Consider the following 20,692-nt stretch of genomic DNA (forward strand, 5'->3'; position numbering starts at 1 on the left):
ACGATGACCCGGTGGTTGAAGTAGCCGTCGGCGACGTAGAGCTCGTTGGTTTCTTTCGTTCCARGGCCACGGGCTTATGGGAATCAATGTCTGCTTATCCTGAGGGCACTGTCACGATGGACACCACTTCTGCTCGGAAGGGCCTTCCCGTGAGCGCCACCTCGACTGCGCTGACCGAAGTCCGTTCCAGCCGAGCCCGTGCCACCCTGGCGGCCCTGCGCCCCGCCCTGGACCAGACCCTGGCCGCCCTGGCCCTGTTCCTGGTCGCCCCCCTCCTGGTCCTGGTCGCCCTCCTGGTGCGCCTGGACAGCAAGGGCCCCATCCTGTTCCGCCAGACCCGCACCGGCAAGGACGGACACCCGTTCCAGATCTACAAGTTCCGCACCATGCGCGTGCTCGATGACGGGGCGGTCGTCCACCAGGCCACCCGCGGCGATGCCCGGGTGACCCGCGTCGGCGCCCTCCTGCGCCGGACCAGCATCGACGAGCTGCCCCAACTCCTCAACGTGCTGCAGGGCGACATGGCCCTGGTCGGCCCGCGTCCCCACGCCCTGGCGCACGACCTCTACTACGGCGCCGAGATCCCGACCTACCGCCACCGCTTCGCCGTCAGGCCCGGCATCACCGGATGGGCCCAGATCAACGGCTCGCGCGGACCCACACCCACTCTGGCCGACATGCAGCGCCGCGCCGCCCTCGACCTCTGGTACATCGAGAACCAGAGCCTGCGCCTCGACCTCCAGATCCTCCTGCGCACCGTCCTGGCCGAAATCACCCGCCGCACCAACGCCTTCTNCGACCTCTGGTACATCGAGAACCAGAGCCTGCGCCTCGACCTCCAGATCCTCCTGCGCACCGTCCTGGCCGAAATCACCCGCCGCACCAACGCCTTCTAACGCAGCTTTTTGGTCTGCAAAGTGAAGCGCGACGGCTCTTCGCGATCACCTGATACCAGTATGTCATTTTAACCGTATTGCGTACTGTCTTCGATGTATTAGGGCAGATCGAAGGTCAAGGCCTCCGATCCGACACTCTACGAAGTCAGCGGATTGAAATAATGGAAAATGGGGTGTCTATCCATTTCGAGGATCCCGTGATCCCGACGGATAGACCAGACGATCAAACCTTTATCCAAAAACTCGCGGGCTACCTGCAGTGCCTCCTCCTCACCTCGAAGAGCAAGGTAGACGTGGGGTGTGATATCCTCCTCGGATAAACCGGTTTCGACTGCTTCGCTCCAATGAACTGTCCAAGACACCGCCTGCTCCTACCTTGACCAATTTTTCAGCTGAGCGTTCAGCCGGAGAAATGTGTGAAACATCGTTGCTGACGTTGCTCTAATGGCGCCTCGATGTTCCTTGGTATCGTTAGCAGCGCAAACGATCAATGCGTCTATCATTGGTTGTTTCCGAACATTGATCACTTACCATGAAGCGCTGAGGTTCTACGGTCGAAAAGATCCGCGCCGAAGGCTGATCGCTCGGCATTTCAGCACGCGGTCTCCCTTGTATTTGCCCATCGCGACAGATCTCTGAAAAAGAGTGGCTGCAGAGACCCAGCGATGGGAACGAATTCATCTCGCAGGATTTGTTGGCTGCATGCGCAATAGGCGTGTCAACGGAAGATGGAATTCATGACGAAACTTGCGATCGCTCTGGCCGCCAGCACCCTGCTTGGCGCCATCGGACTGACGTCTGCGTCGGCTGCTCCCGTGATGCCAGCACCTGCCGTTGCGGTTGCTGGTGATCAGGTTGTCGATCAGGTGGCCTTTCGCCGTCACCACCACGGTATGCGCCATCACCGTCATCACCGCCGTATGCACCGCATGCCGCGCTCGCGGATGATGAGCGATCCCAATTCCCGTAATCCTTCGCAGCCTGGCTATCAGCAGCAGAAGGGTAACACATCGGGCGGTCCTCGTTACTGATCGTCGGCTTCAACCGAGACAGCTGGTATGCTTGAAGGGCTGACGTTCCACGGACGTCAGCCCTTCTCTGATGCTCCGTCCTTGGAGGCTTTGGGCTTCTCCCCAGGCGAGACGCGTCCCCGTGCTGCTTCTCTGGAGGTCAGTCTGCTAAGCTGGACTCATGTCACAGCGCATCGCCCGTTCCGTCGCCAAGACCGGCTCCTCCCCTTCGGATTACTCCACCAGTGCGGCCGTCCTCGAAACGGCCGGTGCCACGCCGATGATGGCACAGTATATCGAGATCAAGGCCGCCAACACCGATTGCCTACTGTTCTATCGGATGGGCGATTTTTACGAGCTGTTTTTTGAGGATGCGGAGATCGCATCTCGCGCTCTGGGCATCGTGCTCACCAAGCGGGGTAAACATGGGGGAGCCGACATCCCCATGTGCGGCGTGCCAGTGGATCGCGCTGACGATTACCTCAGTCGTCTTATCGCCCTTGGTCATCGAGTTGCAGTCTGTGCGCAGACGGAAGATCCGGCCGACGCGAAGAAGCGGGGTCCGAAATCTGTCGTCCGGCGCGAAGTGGTCCGGCTTGTCACGCCCGGCACAATCACCGAGGATCGGCTCCTCGACCCAACCCGTGCCAACATCCTGCTGGCAATCGCCCGCCGCAAGGTTGGGGAAGCTGTGTTCGTCTACGGTCTTGCAGCGGTTGACATCTCAACGGGTCGCTTCTCGTTAAGTGAAGTGGCGTCAGGCGAACTGGGCTCCGCAATCGCCCGGCACGAGCCGCGCGAGATCGTGCTGTCGGAAACCATTCACACCGATCCGGCGCTCGCCAGGTTGTGGCGAGAATGTTCCGCCCCCGTAACGCCATTGGCGCAGGCGGAGCTCGAACCGTCCGCCGCCGAACGACGGATCAAGCTGCAATTCGGCGTCTCGACTTTGGAGGGTTTCGGCCAGTTTGGGCGGGCTGAGATCGCGGCCGCGGGGGCGGCGCTGCTCTACATCGAACGCACCCAGATCGGTGCGCGACCGACGCTTTCGCCGCCGACTCGGGAGAGTTCTGCCGCAACACTCTCCATCGATGCATCCACTCGCGCCAACCTCGAACTGACCCGAACGCTGGCCGGCGAGCGCAAGGGAAGCTTGCTGGATGCCATTGATCGGACCGTCTCTGCGGGTGGGGCTCGCCTCCTTGCGGAACACCTCGCCGGCCCTCTGACCGATCTCGACGCCATCCGTCATCGACACGCGGCAGTGGAGTTCCTAGTGGATGACGCGACGACCCGAACCGCCTTCCGCGACAGCCTTGCAAGAGCGCCAGACCTTGCCCGGGCCCTCTCACGCCTTGCGCTCGAGCGGGGCGGCCCGCGGGATCTCGCGGCCCTTCGCGATGGTTTGGACGCGGCGCAGGATCTCTCCGACCGATGCGAAAGCCTAGAACTGCTGCCGGAAGATCTCGCGACCGTAGCGACGTGCCTCGCAGGCGTAGACCGGGCCCTGGTCTTGGAACTCCGCGCGGCCTTGGCCGACGATCTCCCCCTGAAGCGTCAGGACGGTGGTTTCGTACGTGCGGGTTACGACCCCGAGATCGATGAAAGCCGTTTGCTTGGTCAGGACTCCCGAAAGGTCATTGCCGCTCTGCAGGCGCGCTACGCGGAGGAGACTGGCTGTCGCACACTGCGAATTAAGCACAACAACATGCTCGGCTACTACATCGAGGTACCGCAAGGGGTAGGCGAGGCCTGCCTGAAGGGCGTGATGCGTGAAACCTTCATCCATCGTCAGACGATGGTGGATGCGATGCGCTTTACCAGTGTCGAACTCGGCCAGCTCGAAAGCCGGATCTCGGGTGCGTCCGATCGGGCGTTGGCCCTGGAGAGCGCTGTCTTCGATGCCCTCGCGCGGCAAGTCCTGATGCAGGCCACCGCCATTGCGGAAGTGGCCGATGCGCTTGCAAGACTCGATGTGGCCACCTCGCACGCCGAACTCGCAGTCGAGCGCGATTGGCGCCGACCTCTGGTCGACGAAAGCTACGCCTTCATGGTGGAGGGAGGACGCCATCCGGTGGTGGAAGCCGCACTCCTCCGCTCCGGCGCTCCGTTCATCGCCAACGATTGTGATCTGTCGGGGGAGGGGCGTGGGCGCATCCGTCTCGTCACGGGTCCCAATATGGGTGGCAAGTCGACCTTTCTGCGTCAGAACGCGCTGATCGCCGTTCTGGCGCAGATCGGCGCGTTTGTGCCGGCGGCCCGCGCACGCCTCGGCATCGTCGACCGGCTGTTCTCCCGTGTCGGTGCGGCTGACGACCTCGCACGTGGGCAATCGACTTTTATGGTTGAGATGGTCGAAACCGCGGCGATCCTGAATCAGGCGTCCCGTCGTTCCCTGGTGATCTTGGACGAGATCGGCCGCGGCACCGCCACCTTCGATGGTCTCTCCATCGCCTGGGCCTGCCTGGAGTACCTGCACGAGCAGAACGGCTGCCGTGCTTTGTTCGCGACCCACTTTCATGAACTCACGGCCCTCGGACAGCGCCTTTCCCATCTCGACAACGCGACCCTCCGGGTGGCCGAGCACAAGGGAGAGGTCGTGTTTCTGCATGAAGTGGTGCCGGGTGTGGCGGAGCGCTCCTATGGGTTACAGGTGGCTCGGCTCGCAGGTCTTCCGGCCGGCGTCATCGCCCGTGCGGGTTCGATCCTGAAGCATCTCGAGAAAGCCGAGCGCGACCGACCCGCCCGACCCCGCATTGACGACTTGCCGCTCTTTGCCAATCTAGCGCCGCCGCAAATAACGGAGCCCTTCGCCAAGACGCCCGACGATGCCCTGCGCATCGCCCTCGAAGCAATCGATCCGGATGCGCTGACACCACGGGAGGCGTTAGAGGCCCTGTACAAGCTCAAGGCCGTTGGCAGCCAGAGCCATTAAGTGTGTCTCGAGTGGCTCTTGGTAAAGCGCCGTCGACTCCGCTCACGGGCGGGTCCCGCCCCTCGAGACCTGGGCCTGGATCGAGACCGTCAGCAAAGTCACCCACGTAGGGTGAGGCGGCCGCTATTCATATTGAACTCGTTCAAGCGCTTCAGAAAGGACATGCCAAGGAGGCTGGTGGACAGGCGTCCGCGAGGCATGACCATGCCGTTGACGCCCTGAACGGTGATGGTGCCAATCCGTATTTCCGGTATGCGCACCAACGCCGCTAGGATCGTGCCGTTGGCAGTCTGGATCGGTACGCGGAAATCGCGTTCGCCGACCCGCAGGCCTGCGCGCTCCGCGTCCTCGTAGGTGAAGGCGCAGGCTGTCGCACCGGTATCGATCAACATGTGCAGACGCTTGCCGTCGATCACCGCATCTGTGGAGTAATGTCCCTGCGCGTCCGCAAAGAGGGTTAGGGTACTCTGGCCGCTCCGCACGACTGTGGGCACGGCGCGCTCACCCAACTGCGTGGCGATGGTTGCGTTCTGCGCGGCCGGACGTTGAAATCGCTCCGCTAGCCCGATGCCCCAGATCGCGGCCGCTGCCGTCACCCCGAGCGCCCATACGATCGGTCGCGTCATCACACCCCTTCCTTTGTCGATGCGGAAGTTTAAGGCAGCCAAGGTAAACGAGCTGTCGGCGGGAGGTCAGGAATTTCCGGGTGATCGACTGTGACCAAGGTTCATGGTTTCGAAATCGCTGTCGGTTCAAGCGATAAGGTAGCGCTTCTCCACCTTGCTTGCTTCATCCCCGGAAGGCAGAGACGGCGGATCAAAGATCTTTCGCCCAGTGTCGACAAGTCAGTCAGCACATATTGCCTGTGCCGCCCTGCAAAATGGCTACGCGTCCTGCAGAAACCAGCGACCCGCGTCTACCAGTGAGGTCCCCCGAATACACTTAGCTTCCGCGTCGAGTTGGACCTCTGAGATCCCGATACTCCAACTATCAAGATTCGGCGTGGTGGTCGTTCGAGCGGGGGCCATATACTGCCACAGGGCGATAATGGTGGGCGCCTCGTCGCAACCATCACCATCGATAACGCGGACCGACATTTCGACCTGCTCGCCCAGCGAAGCGTCGCGTCGTATTGCGCCCCAAGGCACATTGACCTGATCAATATCGGTTATCGAAAGCATTTGTTTGAACGATGGTGCGGTGCAAATATATTCCAGTGACTGAACGGGGCATGTGTCCCGGAAAAAAGGATAGATTGAATGACCACTCGCACCTTCATTCTCGCTATGCTTACGACGGCGAGCCTGGCTAATACGGCGCTGGCGGATGATCGCACTTTCCTCACTCCACCGCTGTATCGTGAGCAAGCCCGCGCAATGGCTACCGTGCGTCCCGCGTCGGAACTGACGACGACGCCCTCCCTGGCTCCTCGCGCGCCTACCACCCGGCGGGTCGTTGCCGAGACTGCCGACGCATCCGTTCGCTAAACGGATGCACGGTGCATCAGAACAGCGTTTCTCCAACCTCGCTCCAATGGGACATCTCCCATTGGAGCGTTTTCGTCAGTGCATTGGCTTACATCTCAAGCTCTCTGGGCCTCTCCAATCTGAATAACTTCGATAGGTTAAGGCAGTCTGCTCGAGCCCCAGGCCGGTCTTGCCGAACTCTATGCTGGGACATCGTCTCTCCGCCATCGATCCACAACGCCGCTCAGGATGCGATCAGCGCGGGGTGGTTCGCTCAACCCGAAATGACATGGTCCGGTCGACGCTTCGGTTGCGCCGCGCGGTACTTGCGGGTATAGGCCGCCCCAGCGCCCGCCAGACACCCTTGGAGGCACGGGCGCTTCGGGGATCGGGGTTGGGCCGTCCGTTTTGGACGGCTTTTCGCGTTTCCCCGGCGTTCTCATTTTTAAAAGGATCACGCCATGAGCGCAGTCAAGACGCTTGAGGCCGTGGCACGCGACCGGGTCGGCAAGGGGGCCGCCCGGGCCGTTCGTCGCCAGGGTCAAGTTCCCGCCGTCATCTACGGAGGCGGTCAGGCGCCGCAGTCCATCGCCATCGACCTCGTCCGTGTCCGTACGCTGATCTACGCCGGTGGCTTCAAGACCACCCTTTTCGAGATCATTGCCGGTGGCAAGAAGACCCGGGCGATTCCGCGCGACTTCCACCTGGATCCGGTGTCCGGCGTGCCGATCCACGTTGACTTCCTGCGGGTCGTCGCCGGCCAGTCGATCACGGTCGAGGTCCCGGTGCATTTCCTGAACGAGGATGCGGCCCCCGGCATCAAGCAGAAGGGCGGCACGCTCAATGTCGTGCTTCACACCCTTGCCCTCGAGGTTGCGCCCGACGCGATCCCGGATGCCATCGAGATCGACCTCGCCGGTCGCGAGATCGGAGATGCGATTCACATCACCGACGTGAAGCTTCCGTCCGGCGCCACCTTCACGGGTGAGCCCGACGCCACCGTCGCTAACATCGTGCCGCCGACCGTGCTCGGCGCAGAGGTCGAAGCCGAGGAGGCCGCGATTGCCGAGGCGCAGTCCGCGGAGGCCGCCGAGGAGAAGGCCGAGGAAGAGGCTTCCGAGGAAGCCGCCGAGGACGAGAAGAAGGAGGATTGAGGCCGGGGCGCAAGCCCTGTCTCAGCTCAACCCTTCGGGTGCCCCGGCCATCAGGCTGGGGCATCTCCGTTTTCAGGACCGCGCTCGGCGGCCCCATAAAAATCCTGTCTGGATCGTTTCGCGCCATGCGCCTGATCGTCGGCCTCGGCAATCCCGGCTCCCGCTATGCCAAGAACCGTCACAATATCGGCTTCCTCGCCGTCGACGAGATTGCGCGCGTGCATCGCGCTGGGCCGTGGCGTCGCAAATTCCAGGGGGAGATCGCCGAGGTGGCTCTCGGTACCGAACGGGCTATCCTGCTGAAGCCGCAGACTTTCATGAATGAATCCGGGCGTGCGGTGCAGGAAGCGCAGCGCTTCTACAAAATCGCATTGTCCGACGTAATCGTGTTGCACGACGAACTGGATCTCGCCCCAGCCAAGCTGCGCGTAAAGTCGGGAGGCGGCAATGCCGGTCATAACGGCCTTCGCTCGATCACGGCGCAATGCGGCAACGATTATCGTCGGGTTCGTCTTGGTATCGGGCATCCGGGGGACAAAGCCCTGGTTCACGCTTATGTGCTGAACGATTTTGGCAAAGGTGAAGAGGGCTGGGTCGACGATCTGTGCCGCGCCATCGCCGACTATGCGCCGCTGTTGGCGATCGGCGAAGATGCGAGCTTCCAGAACAAGGTCCACCTGGCCATGGCAGGGCGCGGCTGGGATGACGTCAAGCAAGTCAACGCGCGCGATTGACCGCGGCGGTGACATCGGATTTCACGCGGGCAGGCTTTGCGCAGACCCGCGAACAGACAGGTGACCCATGGGCTTCAAATGCGGCATCGTCGGCCTGCCGAATGTTGGCAAGTCAACTCTCTTCAATGCACTGACGCAGACAGCGGCCGCGCAGGCGGCGAACTACCCGTTCTGCACCATCGAGCCGAATGTCGGCGAGGTGGCGGTGCCGGATCCGCGCCTGGACGATCTCGCCAAAATCGCTGCATCGAAGGAAATTATTCCGACCCGGCTCACCTTCGTGGATATTGCCGGTCTCGTGCGCGGCGCTTCGAAGGGCGAAGGGCTTGGGAACCAGTTCCTCGCCAATATCCGGGAGGTGGATGCCATCGCGCACGTGGTGCGCTGCTTCACCGACGGTGATGTGACCCATGTTGAGGGCAAGGTCGACCCGGCCGCCGACATCGAAACGATCGAGACCGAGCTGATGCTCGCCGACCTCGATAGCCTCGAGAAGCGCGTCATCGCTCTAGAGAAGAAGGCCAAGGGCGCCGACAAGGAGGCCAAAGAAATCCTCGACCTCGTCCAGCGCGCCTTGCCGCTGCTGCGCGAGGGCAAGCCTGCGCGCTTGGTGCAGCGCAAGCCCGACGAGGAGCGTCTGTTTCAGAGCCTCGGCCTGATGACGGCGAAACCGGTGCTTTACGTCTGCAACGTCGACGAGGGCGATGCCGACAAGGGCAACGCCTACTCGGACACCGTGATGGACCGCGCCAAGGTGGAGGGCGCCAAGGCCGTGGTGGTCTCCGCCAAGATCGAGAGCGAAATCGCCGTGATGCCCCTGGGCGACCAGGGCGATTTCCTTGAGGCTGTCGGCCTCGCCGAGCCTGGCTTGAACCGCGTCATCCGCGCCGGATACGAACTCCTCGGCCTCATCACCTATTTCACGGTCGGTCCCAAGGAAGCGCGCGCCTGGACCATCGAGAAGGGGACGCGGGCGCCCGCCGCCGCCGGCGTGATCCACACGGACTTTGAGAAGGGCTTCATCCGCGCCGAGACCATCGCCTTCCACGATTACACGAGTCTGAAGGGCGAGGCCGGCGCTAAGGAGGCTGGCAAGTTCCGTCTCGAGGGTAAGGAGTACGTGGTGCAGGACGGCGACGTGCTGCATTTCCGCTTCGCCAACTGATCCGACATGGGTCGGTGCGGCGTTGCTCCCGCAGCGCCGGGCCTTTCCCCGGCGCGTTGAACCCCAGTGCCTGAAAGGACCCGGATGACCGGCATCGCCTTCGAGGACTTTACGCCCGGTACGGTGATCGAAGGTGGCCCGGTGACGGTGACGGAAGCCGAGATGATCGCCTTCGCGCGTGAATTCGACCCACAGCCGTTCCACCTCGACCCGGAGGCCGCAAAGACGACGTTCGTCGGTCAGCTGATTGGCTCCGGCTGGCAGACCGCCGGCTTCGGGATGCGCCTCCTGCAGCAACATGTCTTCCGCGGTGCCACCTCGATGGGGTCGCCCGGGATCAACGAGCTGCGCTGGCTGCGGCCGGTCCTGCCGGGCGACCGGCTGAGCATCTCGGTCCGGGTCGATACTTGCCGGGCCTCGAACACCAAGCCGGATCGCGGCTTCGTCGGTTTCGCCATGACCGTCCTGAACAGGGATGGTGAGAGCGTGCTGACCCAGATCTTTACGGTGATGTTTCCGCGCCGCGGTGCAGCGTCTCTGCCGCCGCGGACCGTAGTTCCGGCGGACGCGCCACCGCTCAGGGAGCCCCACGACGCCGAGCAACTCCACTTCCTCGAAGCGGCTCCCATCGGTGCGGTGCGCGACCTCGGCGGCCACCAGTTCACGCCTGAAACCGTCATGGCTTTCGCCCGAGCCTACGATCCGCAGGCGTTCCATCTCGATCCCGAAGCCGCCCGCCAGACCCATTTCGGGGCGCTCTGCGCGTCCGGCTGGCACACGGCCGCTGCTTGGATGAAGCGGCTCCACATCACCCGCGCCCGCGACCTTGCCCATACGGCGAAGACCGGTCCGGTCCCGCAACTCGGTCCATCGCCGGGCTTTCGCGATATGCGGTGGCTGGCACCGGTCTATGCCGGCGACACGATCCGATACAGCTGCACCCTGATCGACAAGCGCGAGACCGCGTCGCGTCCCGGCTGGGGCCTCGCAACCCACCAGAACACCGGTCTGAACCAGCGCGGCGAGAAGGTCTTCGCCTTCACCGGCTCGGTGTTCTGGCAATGGGCGCCCGGCGCCTGACGCGTCAGGCGGCTTTGCGCCGCTCTGGGTAGAGGCCGAGAAGCCCCTCGGCATCGGCCGCGGCGACGCCACGCTCGGTGATGATACCAGTGACGAGGCGGGCCGGCGTCACATCGAAGGCGGGATTTGCCACCGGGCTTCCCGGCGAAACGACCTCGACGGTGGCGAAGCCGCCGTCCGCCAGACGCCCGGTGAGATGCGTGACTTCGCGGCCGTCGCGCTCCTCGATCGGGATCTCGCGCACGCCGTCGTCGAGGGTCCAATCGATCGTCGAGAAAGGCAGGGCGGCATAGAACGGCACCCGATTGTCGCTGGCGGCCAGCGCTTTCAGGTAGGTGCCGATCTTGTTGCAGACGTCACCCGAGGCCGTGGTGCGATCCGAGCCGACGATGCAGACGTCGATGGCGCCGTGCTGCATGAGGTGGCCGCCAGCATTGTCGGCGATGACGGTGTGCGGGACGCCGTGGGCATTGAGTTCGAACGCGGTCAGGGCGGCACCTTGGTTTCGGGGACGGGTCTCGTCCACGAAGACGTGGACAGGCACGCCGGCATCGTGGGCCACGTAGATTGGCGCCAGGGCCGTTCCCCAATCCACCGTGGCGAGCCAACCTGCGTTGCAGTGAGTCAGTACGTTAATGGTGCGGTTCTTCAGACGATGCAGGTCGCTGAGGATCTGCGCGCCGTGGACGCCGATGGCGTGGCAGCTCTCCACATCTTCCTCGGCGATGCGGCCGGCCTCCGCGTAGGCGAAGGCCGCGCGCTCGGCCTCCGGCACCGTCCGGAGCTTGGCGGCGACCCGATCCAGAGCCCAACGGAGGTTGATCGCGGTCGGCCGTGTGGCGGCGAGCGTCGCCACAGCCCGGTCGAGCCCGGTTTCGGAGGCATACGCCCGCAGGCCGAGGGCGAGCCCGTAGGCGGCCGTGACCCCGATCAGCGGCGCTCCGCGAACCACCATGGTACGGATCGCCACCGCGGCGTCGTCCAGGGTCGACAGTGTCTTCAGCTCGAAGGCGAAGGGCAGGCGGGTCTGGTCGATCACCGCCACGGAGGCACCATCCTCGGCGGGGAAGATGGTGCGGTAGGGCTTGCCGTCGATCTTCATGGGGCGGATCCAGGTGCTGGCGGGGCCGAGGCCGCGAGGCCTCTTCGTCGGACGGCGTTTACGTCAGAATGCCCTCGGTAGGCCAGCGTGCGGCCCGATCTGTCGCGATCGCGAAAGTCTCAGAATCGAAGGGGCCGCACGCGCTTCACCTGCGGGATTGCGGCGATGCTCGCCAGAACCTCCTGGGAGACCGGGGCGTCGACGGCGCAGAAGCAGATGGCATTGCCGCCCTTCCCGTCGCGTCCGAGGGCGACGGTCGCCACGTTGACGCCGGCCGCGCCGAGTACGCCGCCGAAGCGTCCGATGAAGCCCGGCTGGTCGTGGTTGCGCACGTACAGCATGTGCTCCGCGAAGGCGGCGTCGATCGGGATGGAGCGGATCTCGATCATGCGCGGCTTGCCGTCGTGGAACACCGTTCCGGCGGCATCGCGCGGCATGTCCTCGGCCTCGACGGTGATGCGGATCACCGATTCGAAATCGGACGTCGCACCGGCGCGGGTGACCTCCTCGACCAGGATGCCGCGCTCGCGCGCCACCGCCGGAGCGGAGACCATATTGATCCCCGACAGGACGGGGCTGAGCACGCCGGTGACGGCAGCCGCCGTGAGAGCGCGGATATTCATCTCCGCGACCGCGCCTTCATACGTCACCCGGATGCCGCGGATCGGCGCATCGGTAAGCTGACCCAGGAACGAGCCGAGGTTCTCGGCCAGGTGCACGAAGGGCCTCAGGCGCGGTGCCTCGTCGGCCGAGATGGACGGCATGTTGACGGCATTCACGACGGCGCCGCTCAGCAGGTAGTCGGCCATCTGCTCGGCGATCTGCAGGGCGACGTTCGCCTGTGCCTCGTTCGTCGAGGCGCCGAGATGGGGCGTGCACACCACGTTCGGATGGCCGAAGAGCGGGTTCTGGTAGGCCGGCTCGGTCGCGAACACGTCGAAGGCGGCGCCCGCGACCCGGCCGGATTCGAGCGCCGCGCGCAGGGCGACCTCGTCGACGAGGCCGCCGCGGGCACAGTTGATGATGCGGACACCGGGCTTCGTCTGTCCCAGAGCGTCGGCCGAGAGGATATTCCGGGTCCGCTCGGTCAGGGGAACGTGCAGGCTGATGAGGTCGGCCCGGGCGAGAAGCGCGTCGAGTTCGAGCTTCTCGACGCCGATCTCGGCGGCGCGCTCCGGCGTCAGGTAGGGATCGTAGGCGATCACCTTGAGCTTGAGGCCGATCGCCCGGTCGGCGACGACGGCGCCGACGTTGCCGCAGCCGATGATCCCCAGGGTCTTGCCCGTGAGCTCCGTCCCCATGAAGCGGGCCTTCTCCCAGCGGCCGGCCTGGGTCGAGGCGTCGGCCCGGGGGATCTGCCGCGCGAGGGCGAACATCATCGCGATGGCGTGCTCGGCGGTGGTGATCGCGTTGCCGAAGGGCGTGTTCATCACGATGACGCCGCGGGCGGTGGCTGCCGCCACGTCGACGTTGTCGATCCCGATTCCGGCGCGGCCGACCACCTTCAGGCGGGGGGCCTTCGCCAGCAATTTGGCCGTGACCTTGGTGGTGGAGCGGATCGCCAGACCGTCATAGGCGCCGATCAAGGCGGCGCAGGCGTCACGATCGCGGCCGAGCTCCGGCCGGAAATCGACGTCGAGGCCGCGGTCGCGCAGGCGCTGCACGGCCGCGTCGGAGAGGGCGTCGGAGATGAGCACCTTGGGCGCGGGCATGTCGGCGTCCGGCTCGGGTGGGGGGAGAACCGACGCATGACGGAGCCGGACACCGGCTCCGTCATGCGCTCGGTATACGACGCGGGTGACGTCGAGGTCGCGCGGGTGTCAGGCGGCCCGGGCGAGTTTCGCCTTCTCGGCCGCGAAGGCCCAGTCGAGCCACGGGGTCAGGGCCTCGAGATCCGAGGACTCGACCGTGCCGCCGCACCAGATCCTGAGGCCGGCCGGGGCGTCCCGGTAGGCCCCGATATCGAAGGCGATGCCCTCGCGGTCCAGGGTGTCGGCGATGCCCTTGGCGACGGCGCCGACGACGGCGTCGCCCATCGCGAGGATGTCCGGGTCGGTGATGACGAGGCAGACGCCGGTGTTGCTGTAGGTGCCGGCATCGGCGGCGAGGTGGCCGATCCAGGGGGTGCGCGCCACCCAGTCGTGGATGACCTTGGCGTTGGCGTCGGCCCGGGCGTGCAGCGCCGGCAGGCCGCCGATGCGCGCGGCCCATTTCAGGGTGTCGAGGTAATCCTCGACCGCCAGCATCGAAGGCGTGTTGATGGTGTCGCCCTTGAAGATGCCCTCGATCAGCTTGCCGTCCTTGGCGAGGCGGAAGACCTTCGGGACCGGCCAGGCCGGGACGTTCGATTCGATTCGGGCCACGGCGCGGGGCGAGAGCACGATCATGCCGTGTGCGGCCTCGCCGCCCATGACCTTCTGCCAGGAGAAGGTGACGACATCGAGCTTGGCCCAGTCGAGGGGCATCGCGAAGGCGGCCGAGGTGGCGTCGCAGATGGTGACGCCCGCGCGGTCGGCGGCGATCCAGTCGCCGTTCGGCACGCGGACCCCGGCGGCGGTGCCGTTCCAGGTGAAAATCACGTCGTTGTGCCGCGTGTCGACGGCCGAGAGATCGGGCAGGACGCCGTAGGCGCCGACATGCACCCGCGGCGCGATCTTGAGTTCCTTGAGGGCGTCGGTGACCCATTCGAGGCCGAAGGCCTCCCAGGCCACGACCTCGACGGTCTTCGGGCCCAGCATCGACCACATCGCCATCTCGACGGCGCCGGTGTCGGAAGCCGGCACGATGCCGATTCGGTAATCCTCCGGCACCTGCAGGACGCTGCGGGTGAGGTCGATGGCCTCCTTCAGCTTCGCCTTGCCGATGGCCGAGCGATGCGAGCGGCCCAGCGGCGCGTCGGCCAGGGAATCGAGGCTCCAGCCCGGACGCTTGGTGCAGGGGCCGGACGAGAAATTCGGCACGCGGGGGCGCGTGGCGGGTCGGTTGGTCACGTGCGTCATCCTTCCAGATGAGAGCTCCTCGTTGGGGAGGAGTGGCCCGGAGACGCCAATGGACCCGCGCCGCACGGGACGCAAGCGGTCGCCGTGCCGCCGGGGATCGGACCGCGCGCGCTCGGAACGATATCCCAGCGTTGTCCCATGCGGCTTGCCGGGGGAATCACCGGCTGCGCAGGCGCGAGAACAAGCAAGACGGGACGCGGCAGGGATCGAACCGACGTCAGGCCCGGGCAACCGTGTCGCGTAACGTCGCGAAGACGCCGCTCGCCAGGAACGTGAGACATCCGAGAACGATGACCGTTTCGCGAAAGGCCTGAACGTAACCCTCCGGGGTTTCTCCCGGCAGGAACGCGTTCATCAGCAAGGATCCGACGGCGATGCCGAGACTCATCGAAAAATATTGCATCGTCGAGGCCATGGAGGATGCCATGGCGATGTCACGGTCTTGGATATCCACGTAGATCAGCGTGTTCATCACGGTGAACTGAAGGCCCGTGAGACAGCCATAGACGAAGAGATACGCGGTCAGGAATGGGACGCCCGTCCGGGGCCCCAGGACGGCGAATCCGCCGATGGACAGGGCCACCAGCGCGGTATTCACCAGCAGAAACCATTTGTAGCCGGACCGGCTGAGGATACCGGGCACAAGTCTCTTCGCAACGATCGATCCGATGGCTTGCGGAACGAGCATCAAGCCCGCTTCCGTCGGCGGCCAAGCGCACCCAACCTGAAGAAAGACGACCAGTATCAGGAACATACCGGAGATCCCGAGGCGCGCGAGGAGATTTCCCAGCATGGCGACGGCCACGCTGCGCACCTTGAACAACCGGAGGTCGACGAGAGGATCCCGATACCGTCGGCTCCAACCAATATAGAGGGAAAACAGGACGATCGCGCCGGCCAGGGCGGCCCCGCCTTGCGCCTTGGAGGTCACGACGGTCTCGGCGCCGGTGAGGAGCAAGACCGAGCCGGCCCCGAAGATCGCGAAGCCGAGACCGTCGAACCGTTTCCAGGCCTCTGCCCGGAAGTCGATCATGTGCCGGTGGTTGAGTATCAGCGCGAAGATCCCGATCGGGATATTGATCAGGAAGACCGTGCGCCAGGATATGTGCTGCGCGAGAAACCCGCCCAGGAACGGCCCGATCGTGGCGCCGACGAGCCCCACCGTCGCGACGGTGCTGATCGAAGCGATCAGCTTTGCCGGGTCGATGCTGCGGACCATCACATACCGTCCGACCGGCAGGAGGGCGGCGCCCCCGATGCCCTGCAGGACCCGAGCGGCGACGAGTTGGGACACGCTCGCGGAGAGGCCGCACAGGCAGGAACCGATGGTGAAGACGATGATCGCGCCACCGAAGACGCGCTTCGTCCCGAAGCGCTCGCACAGCCAGGGCGTGGCGGGAATACAGACGGCCAGGGTCAGGACGTAAGCCGTCAGAACCGGATGCAGATCCAGCGGCACGATCGAGAAGGCGGTGGCCACGATGGGAATCGCGGCATTCACGATGGTGGCATCGACGGCCTGCATGAAGGCCCCGATCGAGACGAGGAGAAGCAGCCAGGAATGATTCTCGCTTGCCGTCCTTCCGGTCATCCCAAGCTCTTTCCGTTCGGTCCCTGAAAGCGACGGCTGCCGACGGCGTTCAGCGCGATGCGCGGTCGGCCCGAGCAGCCCGTCAGGGGATCGGGGCCGTTCCCTCTCTGAGAGGGTTACGGTGCAACGAAGCCCAGTGATAAGTTTGCGCAGAGTGGCCCGGAGGCGTCGAAGTTCAGGCGACGCCTGGTCCGTTTCTCGTCACTTGGAAACGCGGTCCGTCCGTGAACGATCGCGGTGTTGTCTGCGATCAGGATATCTTGTTGCTCCAGTCTGAACTGGATTTGATGCTTCCGATTTTCGAAGAACGCGCAGAAAGCAAGGTAAGCTATTTGCGCAGCTGCGCTCGGTGTCACGGATGCCGACCCATCGGACATGCGAAATTTTAAAGCGATTCGACCATCGGCATTCAGGCGAAAAACAGAGTTTCGACTTGATTGCCCTTTCCGTTCGACCAGGAGTGCGTCTCCATCGAATAAAGTATGGATGTCCCGCGGCAACGAGGAACTCAGAGAGGTAAAGGCAGATTTTGCGCTCGCCAATATTGTATCGCCCCCGGTTTTCGTTGCAAAGACGCATTGCAGAGAAATAATTTTTTCTGGCTTGTCCGAGTATGCGCCATCCGTATGGAGCAAATGTTCGCTATTGCTTGCGCCTATAAATCCGATCGCTTGATCGGAAGGGTCGATCGATACGATGCCGTCTTGATCTGCTCTTGGATGGGGCGTTGATTCGCCGAGAAGGTTTTTTAAAGCGCACAGATCCGCTCGACTTTCGGCCGCGTCTTCGCAACGCAGGATGACAAACCCGAATTCATTGAAGCGATCGACAAGAGATTGCTGATTTTGTTCAGACAAAGATCTGATATTCTTGATGTTTATGATTTGCTTGCTGGCGTCAAAATCTGCGTGAAATCCCTGATGTTCGGAGATGGGCATGATCGGCCTCGTCTGCACCAGACTGCGGGAGGCATATTAGCGACTCATTCTGTGAAGGATTGATGATACGCGGTGCCCTATCCTTCTTTAGTCGTTCACGGCACCTGTCGACGACAGTAGAAGATGGACTAAGCCCGAGAACTGCCCGAATCAATCCGCGCGGGACCGCAGCAGGTCCGGGCGGCGCTCCCGGGTGAGGCGCAGGGCCTCGGCCCGGCGCCAGGCCGCGATGGCGCCGTGGTTGCCGCCGGTGAGGACCTCCGGGATCGCGCGGCCCTCCCAGTCCCGGGGGCGGGTGTAGTGGGGGTATTCGAGATGGCCGGTCTCGAAGCTCTCCTCGACGCCGGAGGCGACCTTGCCCATCACGCCCGGCAGCAGGCGCACGCAGGCATCGAGCACCACCAGGGCGGCGATCTCGCCGCCGGAGAGGATGTAGTCGCCGATCGACACCTCCTCGAGGCCGCGCCCGGCGATCACGCGCTCGTCCACGCCCTCGAAGCGGCCGCAGACCACGAGCACGCCGGGCCCCTCGCTCAGCGCCCGGACCCGGGCCTGCGTCAGCGGCCGGCCGCGCGGGCTCATCAGCAGCCGGGGCCGGGCATCGTCCGGCGCGCCGGCGGCGTCGATGGCGGCGGCGAGGACGTCGCAGCGCAGCACCATGCCGGCGCCGCCCCCGGCCGGGGTGTCGTCCACCGCCCGGTGGCGGCCGAGGCCGTGCTCGCGGATGTCGCGGGCTTCCAGGCTCCAGGTGCCCCGCGCCAGCGCATCCCCCGACAGGGAGACCCCGAGCGGCCCCGGAAACATCTCCGGATAGAGGGTGAGGACGGTGGCGTTCCAGGGGCTGGCGGTCATGGTGCTTACTGGCGCGCGGAGACGCACCGGGTCAACGTGGCACCGATCCGGCGGCGGCGGGTTAACCCTTCATGGCTGCTTTCCGCTCGCTCCGTCCCCGGATCCTGGTCGCCCTCGTCCGGACCGTCACGCTGGCGCTGGCCCTGACGGGGTTCGTCCTGTTGCGGCCCGTCCGCGCGGCCGAGCCGCTGGCCCCGGCCGGGGCGCCCGCCTCGGCGTTCCCGAAGCCCGACCGGCCGGTGGCCGAGATCATCGCGCCGCTCTGGGCCTCCGAGGCGCAGCGCGATTCGGTCGACGAGGTCGGGCAGGTGATGCGGCTGATGGGCATCGCGGCCGGCCAGAGCGTCGCCGATATCGGCGCGGGCAGCGGCTACTACACGGTGCGCCTGGCCGAACGGGTCGGCCCCCAGGGGCACGTCTACGCCGAGGACGTGACGCCCCGCTACCTGGCCGGCCTGGAGACGCGCATCGCCAAGAGCGCGCTCACCAACGTCACGGTGGTGCGCGGCGAGCCGCACGATCCGCGCCTGCCGCCGGCCTCCCTCGACGCCGCCGTGCTGGTCCACATGTACCACGAGATCGCCCAGCCCTTCGGCCTGCTCCACAACCTGGCGCCGATGATGAAGCCGGGCGGCAAGGTCGGGATCGTCGACGCGAACGACGTGCCCTCGCGGCACGGGACGCCGCCGGCGCTGCTCGCCTGCGAACTCACGGCCGCGGGCTATCGCCAGACCGGTCTCTCGGTGCTGGAGGGCGGCGTCGGCTACCTCGCGATCTACGAGGCGCCCGCGGCCGCCGACCGGCCGAATCCGGCTGCCATCCATCCCTGCCGGGACGAGACCACCCGGCTCGGGACACAGGGCGCTGCCAAGCGCGCGCCTTGAGCGCGGGCCGTGAGCGCGGGGCGACGCGCGGGGGCTCTGCCCGCCGCCGTCCTGAACCCCGCTCACGCCGTCGATCCCGTCCTTCCCTGGGGGGCGGGCTCGCGTGCCATACCCGGAACCGCTCTCGATCGGACCCGCCGCAGGACGCTGGACGGCCGGTAATCCGGACTCCGCGGATCGGATCAGCCGGCCGCCTTCAGCCGGGGCATCACCGCGGTGCCCAGCAGGGCGATCGACCGCTGCATGGCCTCCGGCTCCTGCATCGCCGAGCTCATTTGGAAGGTCAAACGGGACAGGCCGCCGAGGGCAGCGTTGGCCGCCTGCACCTTCGCCGCGACCGTCTCCGGCGCGCCGATGAGGTAGGACCCGTCGGGCGCGCACATCGCCGCGAACTGCTCCGCCAGGCCCGCGCTCGGCCAGCCGCGCTCCGCCCCGATCTTGCCGAACATCTGGGCCCAGCCCGGATAGAACGCCTCCCGGGCCGCGCGGTCGGTGTCGGCGACGAAACCGATGGCGTGGACGCCGACCTTCAGGGTCTCGGGGGCGTGCCCGGCCCGGCGCCCGGCCTCGCGATAGAGCTCCACCAGGGGACGGAAGCGCGCGAAGCTGCCGCCGATGATCGCGACCATCAGGGGCAGGCCGAGGGCACCGGCCCGGGCGAAGGAGGCGGGTGTTCCGCCCACCCCGACCCAGATCGGGAGCCGGTCCTGGTACGGGCGCGGATAGACGCCCTGGCCGCTGAGCGGCGGGCGGAAGCGGCCCCGCCAGGTGACGTGGGTCTGTGCCCGCAGGGCCAGCAGCAGCTCCAGCTTCTCGACGAAGAGGGCATCGTAATCCTCGGACGCGAAGCCGAAGAGCGGATAGGCCTCGCCGAAGGAGCCGCGTCCGACCACGATCTCGGCCCGGCCCTTGGCGATCAAGTCGAGGGTGGCGAAATCCTGGAAGACCCGGACCGGATCGGCCGCGCTCAGCACGGTGACGGCGCTGGTCAGGCGGATGCGGCGGGTGCGGGCCGCCGCGGCCGCCAGGATGACCGCGGGGGCGGCGTCGAGGAACTCCGCCCGGTGATGCTCGCCGATGCCGAACACGTCGAGGCCGGAGCGGTCGGCCACCTCGACCTCGTCGAGCAGGCGCTCCATGCGCTCGGCGGCCGAGAGGGTACGGCCCGTCTTCGGATCGGGGAGGGTGACGGCGAAGCTGTCGATGCCGATGTCCATGACGGGGTCTTTCCGGGGCGAAGGCTTGGGGAGGCGAAGTCTTTGGGCGGCGAAGTCTTGGGGCGGCGAAGGCGTATGACGGGCCGGGGTGGCGTCGCCCGGCCCCGAAGGCCCGGCGATCGCCACCCCGTCGGCGGGGGCTGGGCCGATCAGCGACGCCGGCCCAGGAGCGAGAGGGTCTGGTCCCGGCGCAGCCAGGCCAGGGTCGCGGTCAGGACGAGGAGCACGACGGCCGGGGCGGCGGGCGTGGGCAGGACGACTAGGTGGGCGATCACGGCGCCCACCATGGTGCCGGCGAGCCAGAGGGCGGCGAGGCCGGCATAGCCCGGGATCAGCAGGGCGACGGCGCCGCCGACTTCCACGAGGCCGGTGACGATCCGGAACCACTGGCCGACGCCGATGAGGTCGTAGACCTGCACCATCATCGGCACGCCGGCGAGCTTGGCGCCGCCGGCCACCAGGAAGACCAGGGCGAGCAGGATCTGCAGCGACCAGGCGGAGACGGTGCGGGCGCGCGAGGGGGCGGGAGCGGCGGTCAGGGTCATGGACATGGACGTCATCCGGGTCTGCGTTCGCCAGGGCCGGGGCGGCTCGGCTGTGGGCAACGATCTAGGTGGCTTCCTTCCCCTAGCGAAGCCTATATCTTTCGATGTGTCCCATCACCTGGAC

17 protein-coding genes are annotated in these 20,692 nt (G+C 65.6%); 8 read left to right on the top strand and 9 right to left on the bottom strand.

Annotation, left to right across the window (positions count from 1 at the left end; translation table 11 throughout):
* Positions 1-116 precede the first annotated feature (116 nt).
* The 3 genes from ASF58_RS22105 to mutS form a co-directional block, all read left to right on the top strand.
* The coding region (locus ASF58_RS22105) for an exopolysaccharide biosynthesis polyprenyl glycosylphosphotransferase (protein ID WP_280137571.1) at positions 117-795 on the top strand (679 nt) is incomplete at its 3' end.
* 838 nt (positions 796-1,633) lie between these two features.
* Positions 1,634-1,927: a hypothetical protein gene (locus ASF58_RS25410; RefSeq protein ID WP_082513260.1), complete on the top strand. Its 294-nt coding sequence runs from the start codon at positions 1,634-1,636 to the stop codon at positions 1,925-1,927.
* Between the two features lie 259 nt (positions 1,928-2,186).
* Positions 2,187-4,841: a DNA mismatch repair protein MutS gene (gene mutS, locus ASF58_RS22110; RefSeq protein WP_244477457.1), complete on the top strand. Its 2,655-nt coding sequence runs from the start codon at positions 2,187-2,189 to the stop codon at positions 4,839-4,841.
* A gap of 98 nt (positions 4,842-4,939) precedes the next feature.
* On the opposite strand, the gene ASF58_RS22115 is transcribed toward mutS, so the two are convergent.
* Positions 4,940-5,467, bottom strand: coding sequence for a TIGR02281 family clan AA aspartic protease (locus ASF58_RS22115; RefSeq protein WP_055957716.1), 528 nt, complete (start codon positions 5,465-5,467; stop codon positions 4,940-4,942).
* A 1,301-nt stretch (positions 5,468-6,768) separates the two neighbouring features.
* On the opposite strand from ASF58_RS22115, the gene ASF58_RS22125 reads away from it, so the two are divergent.
* The 4 genes from ASF58_RS22125 to ASF58_RS22140 all read left to right on the top strand — a co-directional run bounded on the left by ASF58_RS22125 (position 6,769) and on the right by ASF58_RS22140 (position 10,440).
* Positions 6,769-7,461, top strand: a complete 693-nt coding sequence (locus tag ASF58_RS22125; RefSeq protein ID WP_055957728.1) for a 50S ribosomal protein L25/general stress protein Ctc — start codon at positions 6,769-6,771, stop codon at positions 7,459-7,461.
* A gap of 125 nt (positions 7,462-7,586) precedes the next feature.
* A complete protein-coding gene (gene pth, locus ASF58_RS22130; protein ID WP_055957729.1) occupies positions 7,587-8,195 on the top strand; it encodes an aminoacyl-tRNA hydrolase in 609 nt (202 codons plus the stop codon).
* A 67-nt stretch (positions 8,196-8,262) separates the two neighbouring features.
* On the top strand, positions 8,263-9,360 hold the full coding sequence (gene ychF, locus ASF58_RS22135) for a redox-regulated ATPase YchF (RefSeq protein ID WP_055957732.1): 1,098 nt from the start codon (positions 8,263-8,265) through the stop codon (positions 9,358-9,360).
* An 84-nt stretch (positions 9,361-9,444) separates the two neighbouring features.
* The gene (locus ASF58_RS22140; RefSeq protein ID WP_055957735.1) at positions 9,445-10,440 is read left to right on the top strand and encodes a MaoC family dehydratase; all 996 of its coding nucleotides are present in this window, start codon (positions 9,445-9,447) and stop codon (positions 10,438-10,440) included.
* A gap of 4 nt (positions 10,441-10,444) precedes the next feature.
* On the opposite strand, the gene mtnA is transcribed toward ASF58_RS22140, so the two are convergent.
* The 6 genes from mtnA to trmD form a co-directional block, all read right to left on the bottom strand.
* A complete protein-coding gene (gene mtnA / locus ASF58_RS22145) occupies positions 10,445-11,542 on the bottom strand; it encodes an S-methyl-5-thioribose-1-phosphate isomerase (RefSeq protein WP_055957738.1) in 1,098 nt (365 codons plus the stop codon).
* Positions 11,543-11,661: 119 nt separating this feature from the next.
* Positions 11,662-13,254, bottom strand: coding sequence for a phosphoglycerate dehydrogenase (serA, locus tag ASF58_RS22150; protein ID WP_055957740.1), 1,593 nt, complete (start codon positions 13,252-13,254; stop codon positions 11,662-11,664).
* Positions 13,255-13,362: 108 nt separating this feature from the next.
* The gene (locus ASF58_RS22155; protein WP_244477451.1) at positions 13,363-14,532 is read right to left on the bottom strand and encodes a phosphoserine transaminase; all 1,170 of its coding nucleotides are present in this window, start codon (positions 14,530-14,532) and stop codon (positions 13,363-13,365) included.
* A gap of 226 nt (positions 14,533-14,758) precedes the next feature.
* Positions 14,759-16,132, bottom strand: coding sequence for an MFS transporter (locus ASF58_RS22160; RefSeq protein ID WP_055957746.1), 1,374 nt, complete (start codon positions 16,130-16,132; stop codon positions 14,759-14,761).
* Between the two features lie 116 nt (positions 16,133-16,248).
* On the bottom strand, positions 16,249-17,070 hold the full coding sequence (locus ASF58_RS25420; RefSeq protein WP_082513248.1) for a TauD/TfdA family dioxygenase: 822 nt from the start codon (positions 17,068-17,070) through the stop codon (positions 16,249-16,251).
* A gap of 150 nt (positions 17,071-17,220) precedes the next feature.
* Positions 17,221-17,922, bottom strand: coding sequence for a tRNA (guanosine(37)-N1)-methyltransferase TrmD (gene trmD, locus ASF58_RS22165; RefSeq protein WP_055957749.1), 702 nt, complete (start codon positions 17,920-17,922; stop codon positions 17,221-17,223).
* Positions 17,923-17,993: 71 nt separating this feature from the next.
* Here trmD and ASF58_RS22170 point away from each other — a divergent pair, with 71 nt between their 5' ends.
* Positions 17,994-18,806: a methyltransferase domain-containing protein gene (locus ASF58_RS22170; RefSeq protein ID WP_082513249.1), complete on the top strand. Its 813-nt coding sequence runs from the start codon at positions 17,994-17,996 to the stop codon at positions 18,804-18,806.
* Positions 18,807-18,988: 182 nt separating this feature from the next.
* Here the strand turns inward: ASF58_RS22170 and ASF58_RS22175 are convergent, their stop codons facing one another.
* Both ASF58_RS22175 and ASF58_RS22180 read right to left on the bottom strand, forming a co-directional pair.
* The gene (locus ASF58_RS22175; protein WP_055957753.1) at positions 18,989-20,023 is read right to left on the bottom strand and encodes an Atu2307/SP_0267 family LLM class monooxygenase; all 1,035 of its coding nucleotides are present in this window, start codon (positions 20,021-20,023) and stop codon (positions 18,989-18,991) included.
* A gap of 149 nt (positions 20,024-20,172) precedes the next feature.
* On the bottom strand, positions 20,173-20,574 hold the full coding sequence (locus tag ASF58_RS22180) for a DoxX family protein (protein ID WP_055957758.1): 402 nt from the start codon (positions 20,572-20,574) through the stop codon (positions 20,173-20,175).
* Positions 20,575-20,692 lie beyond the last annotated feature (118 nt).

This window comes from Methylobacterium sp. Leaf125 (assembly GCF_001423085.1).
Taxonomy (GTDB): domain Bacteria; phylum Pseudomonadota; class Alphaproteobacteria; order Rhizobiales; family Beijerinckiaceae; genus Methylobacterium.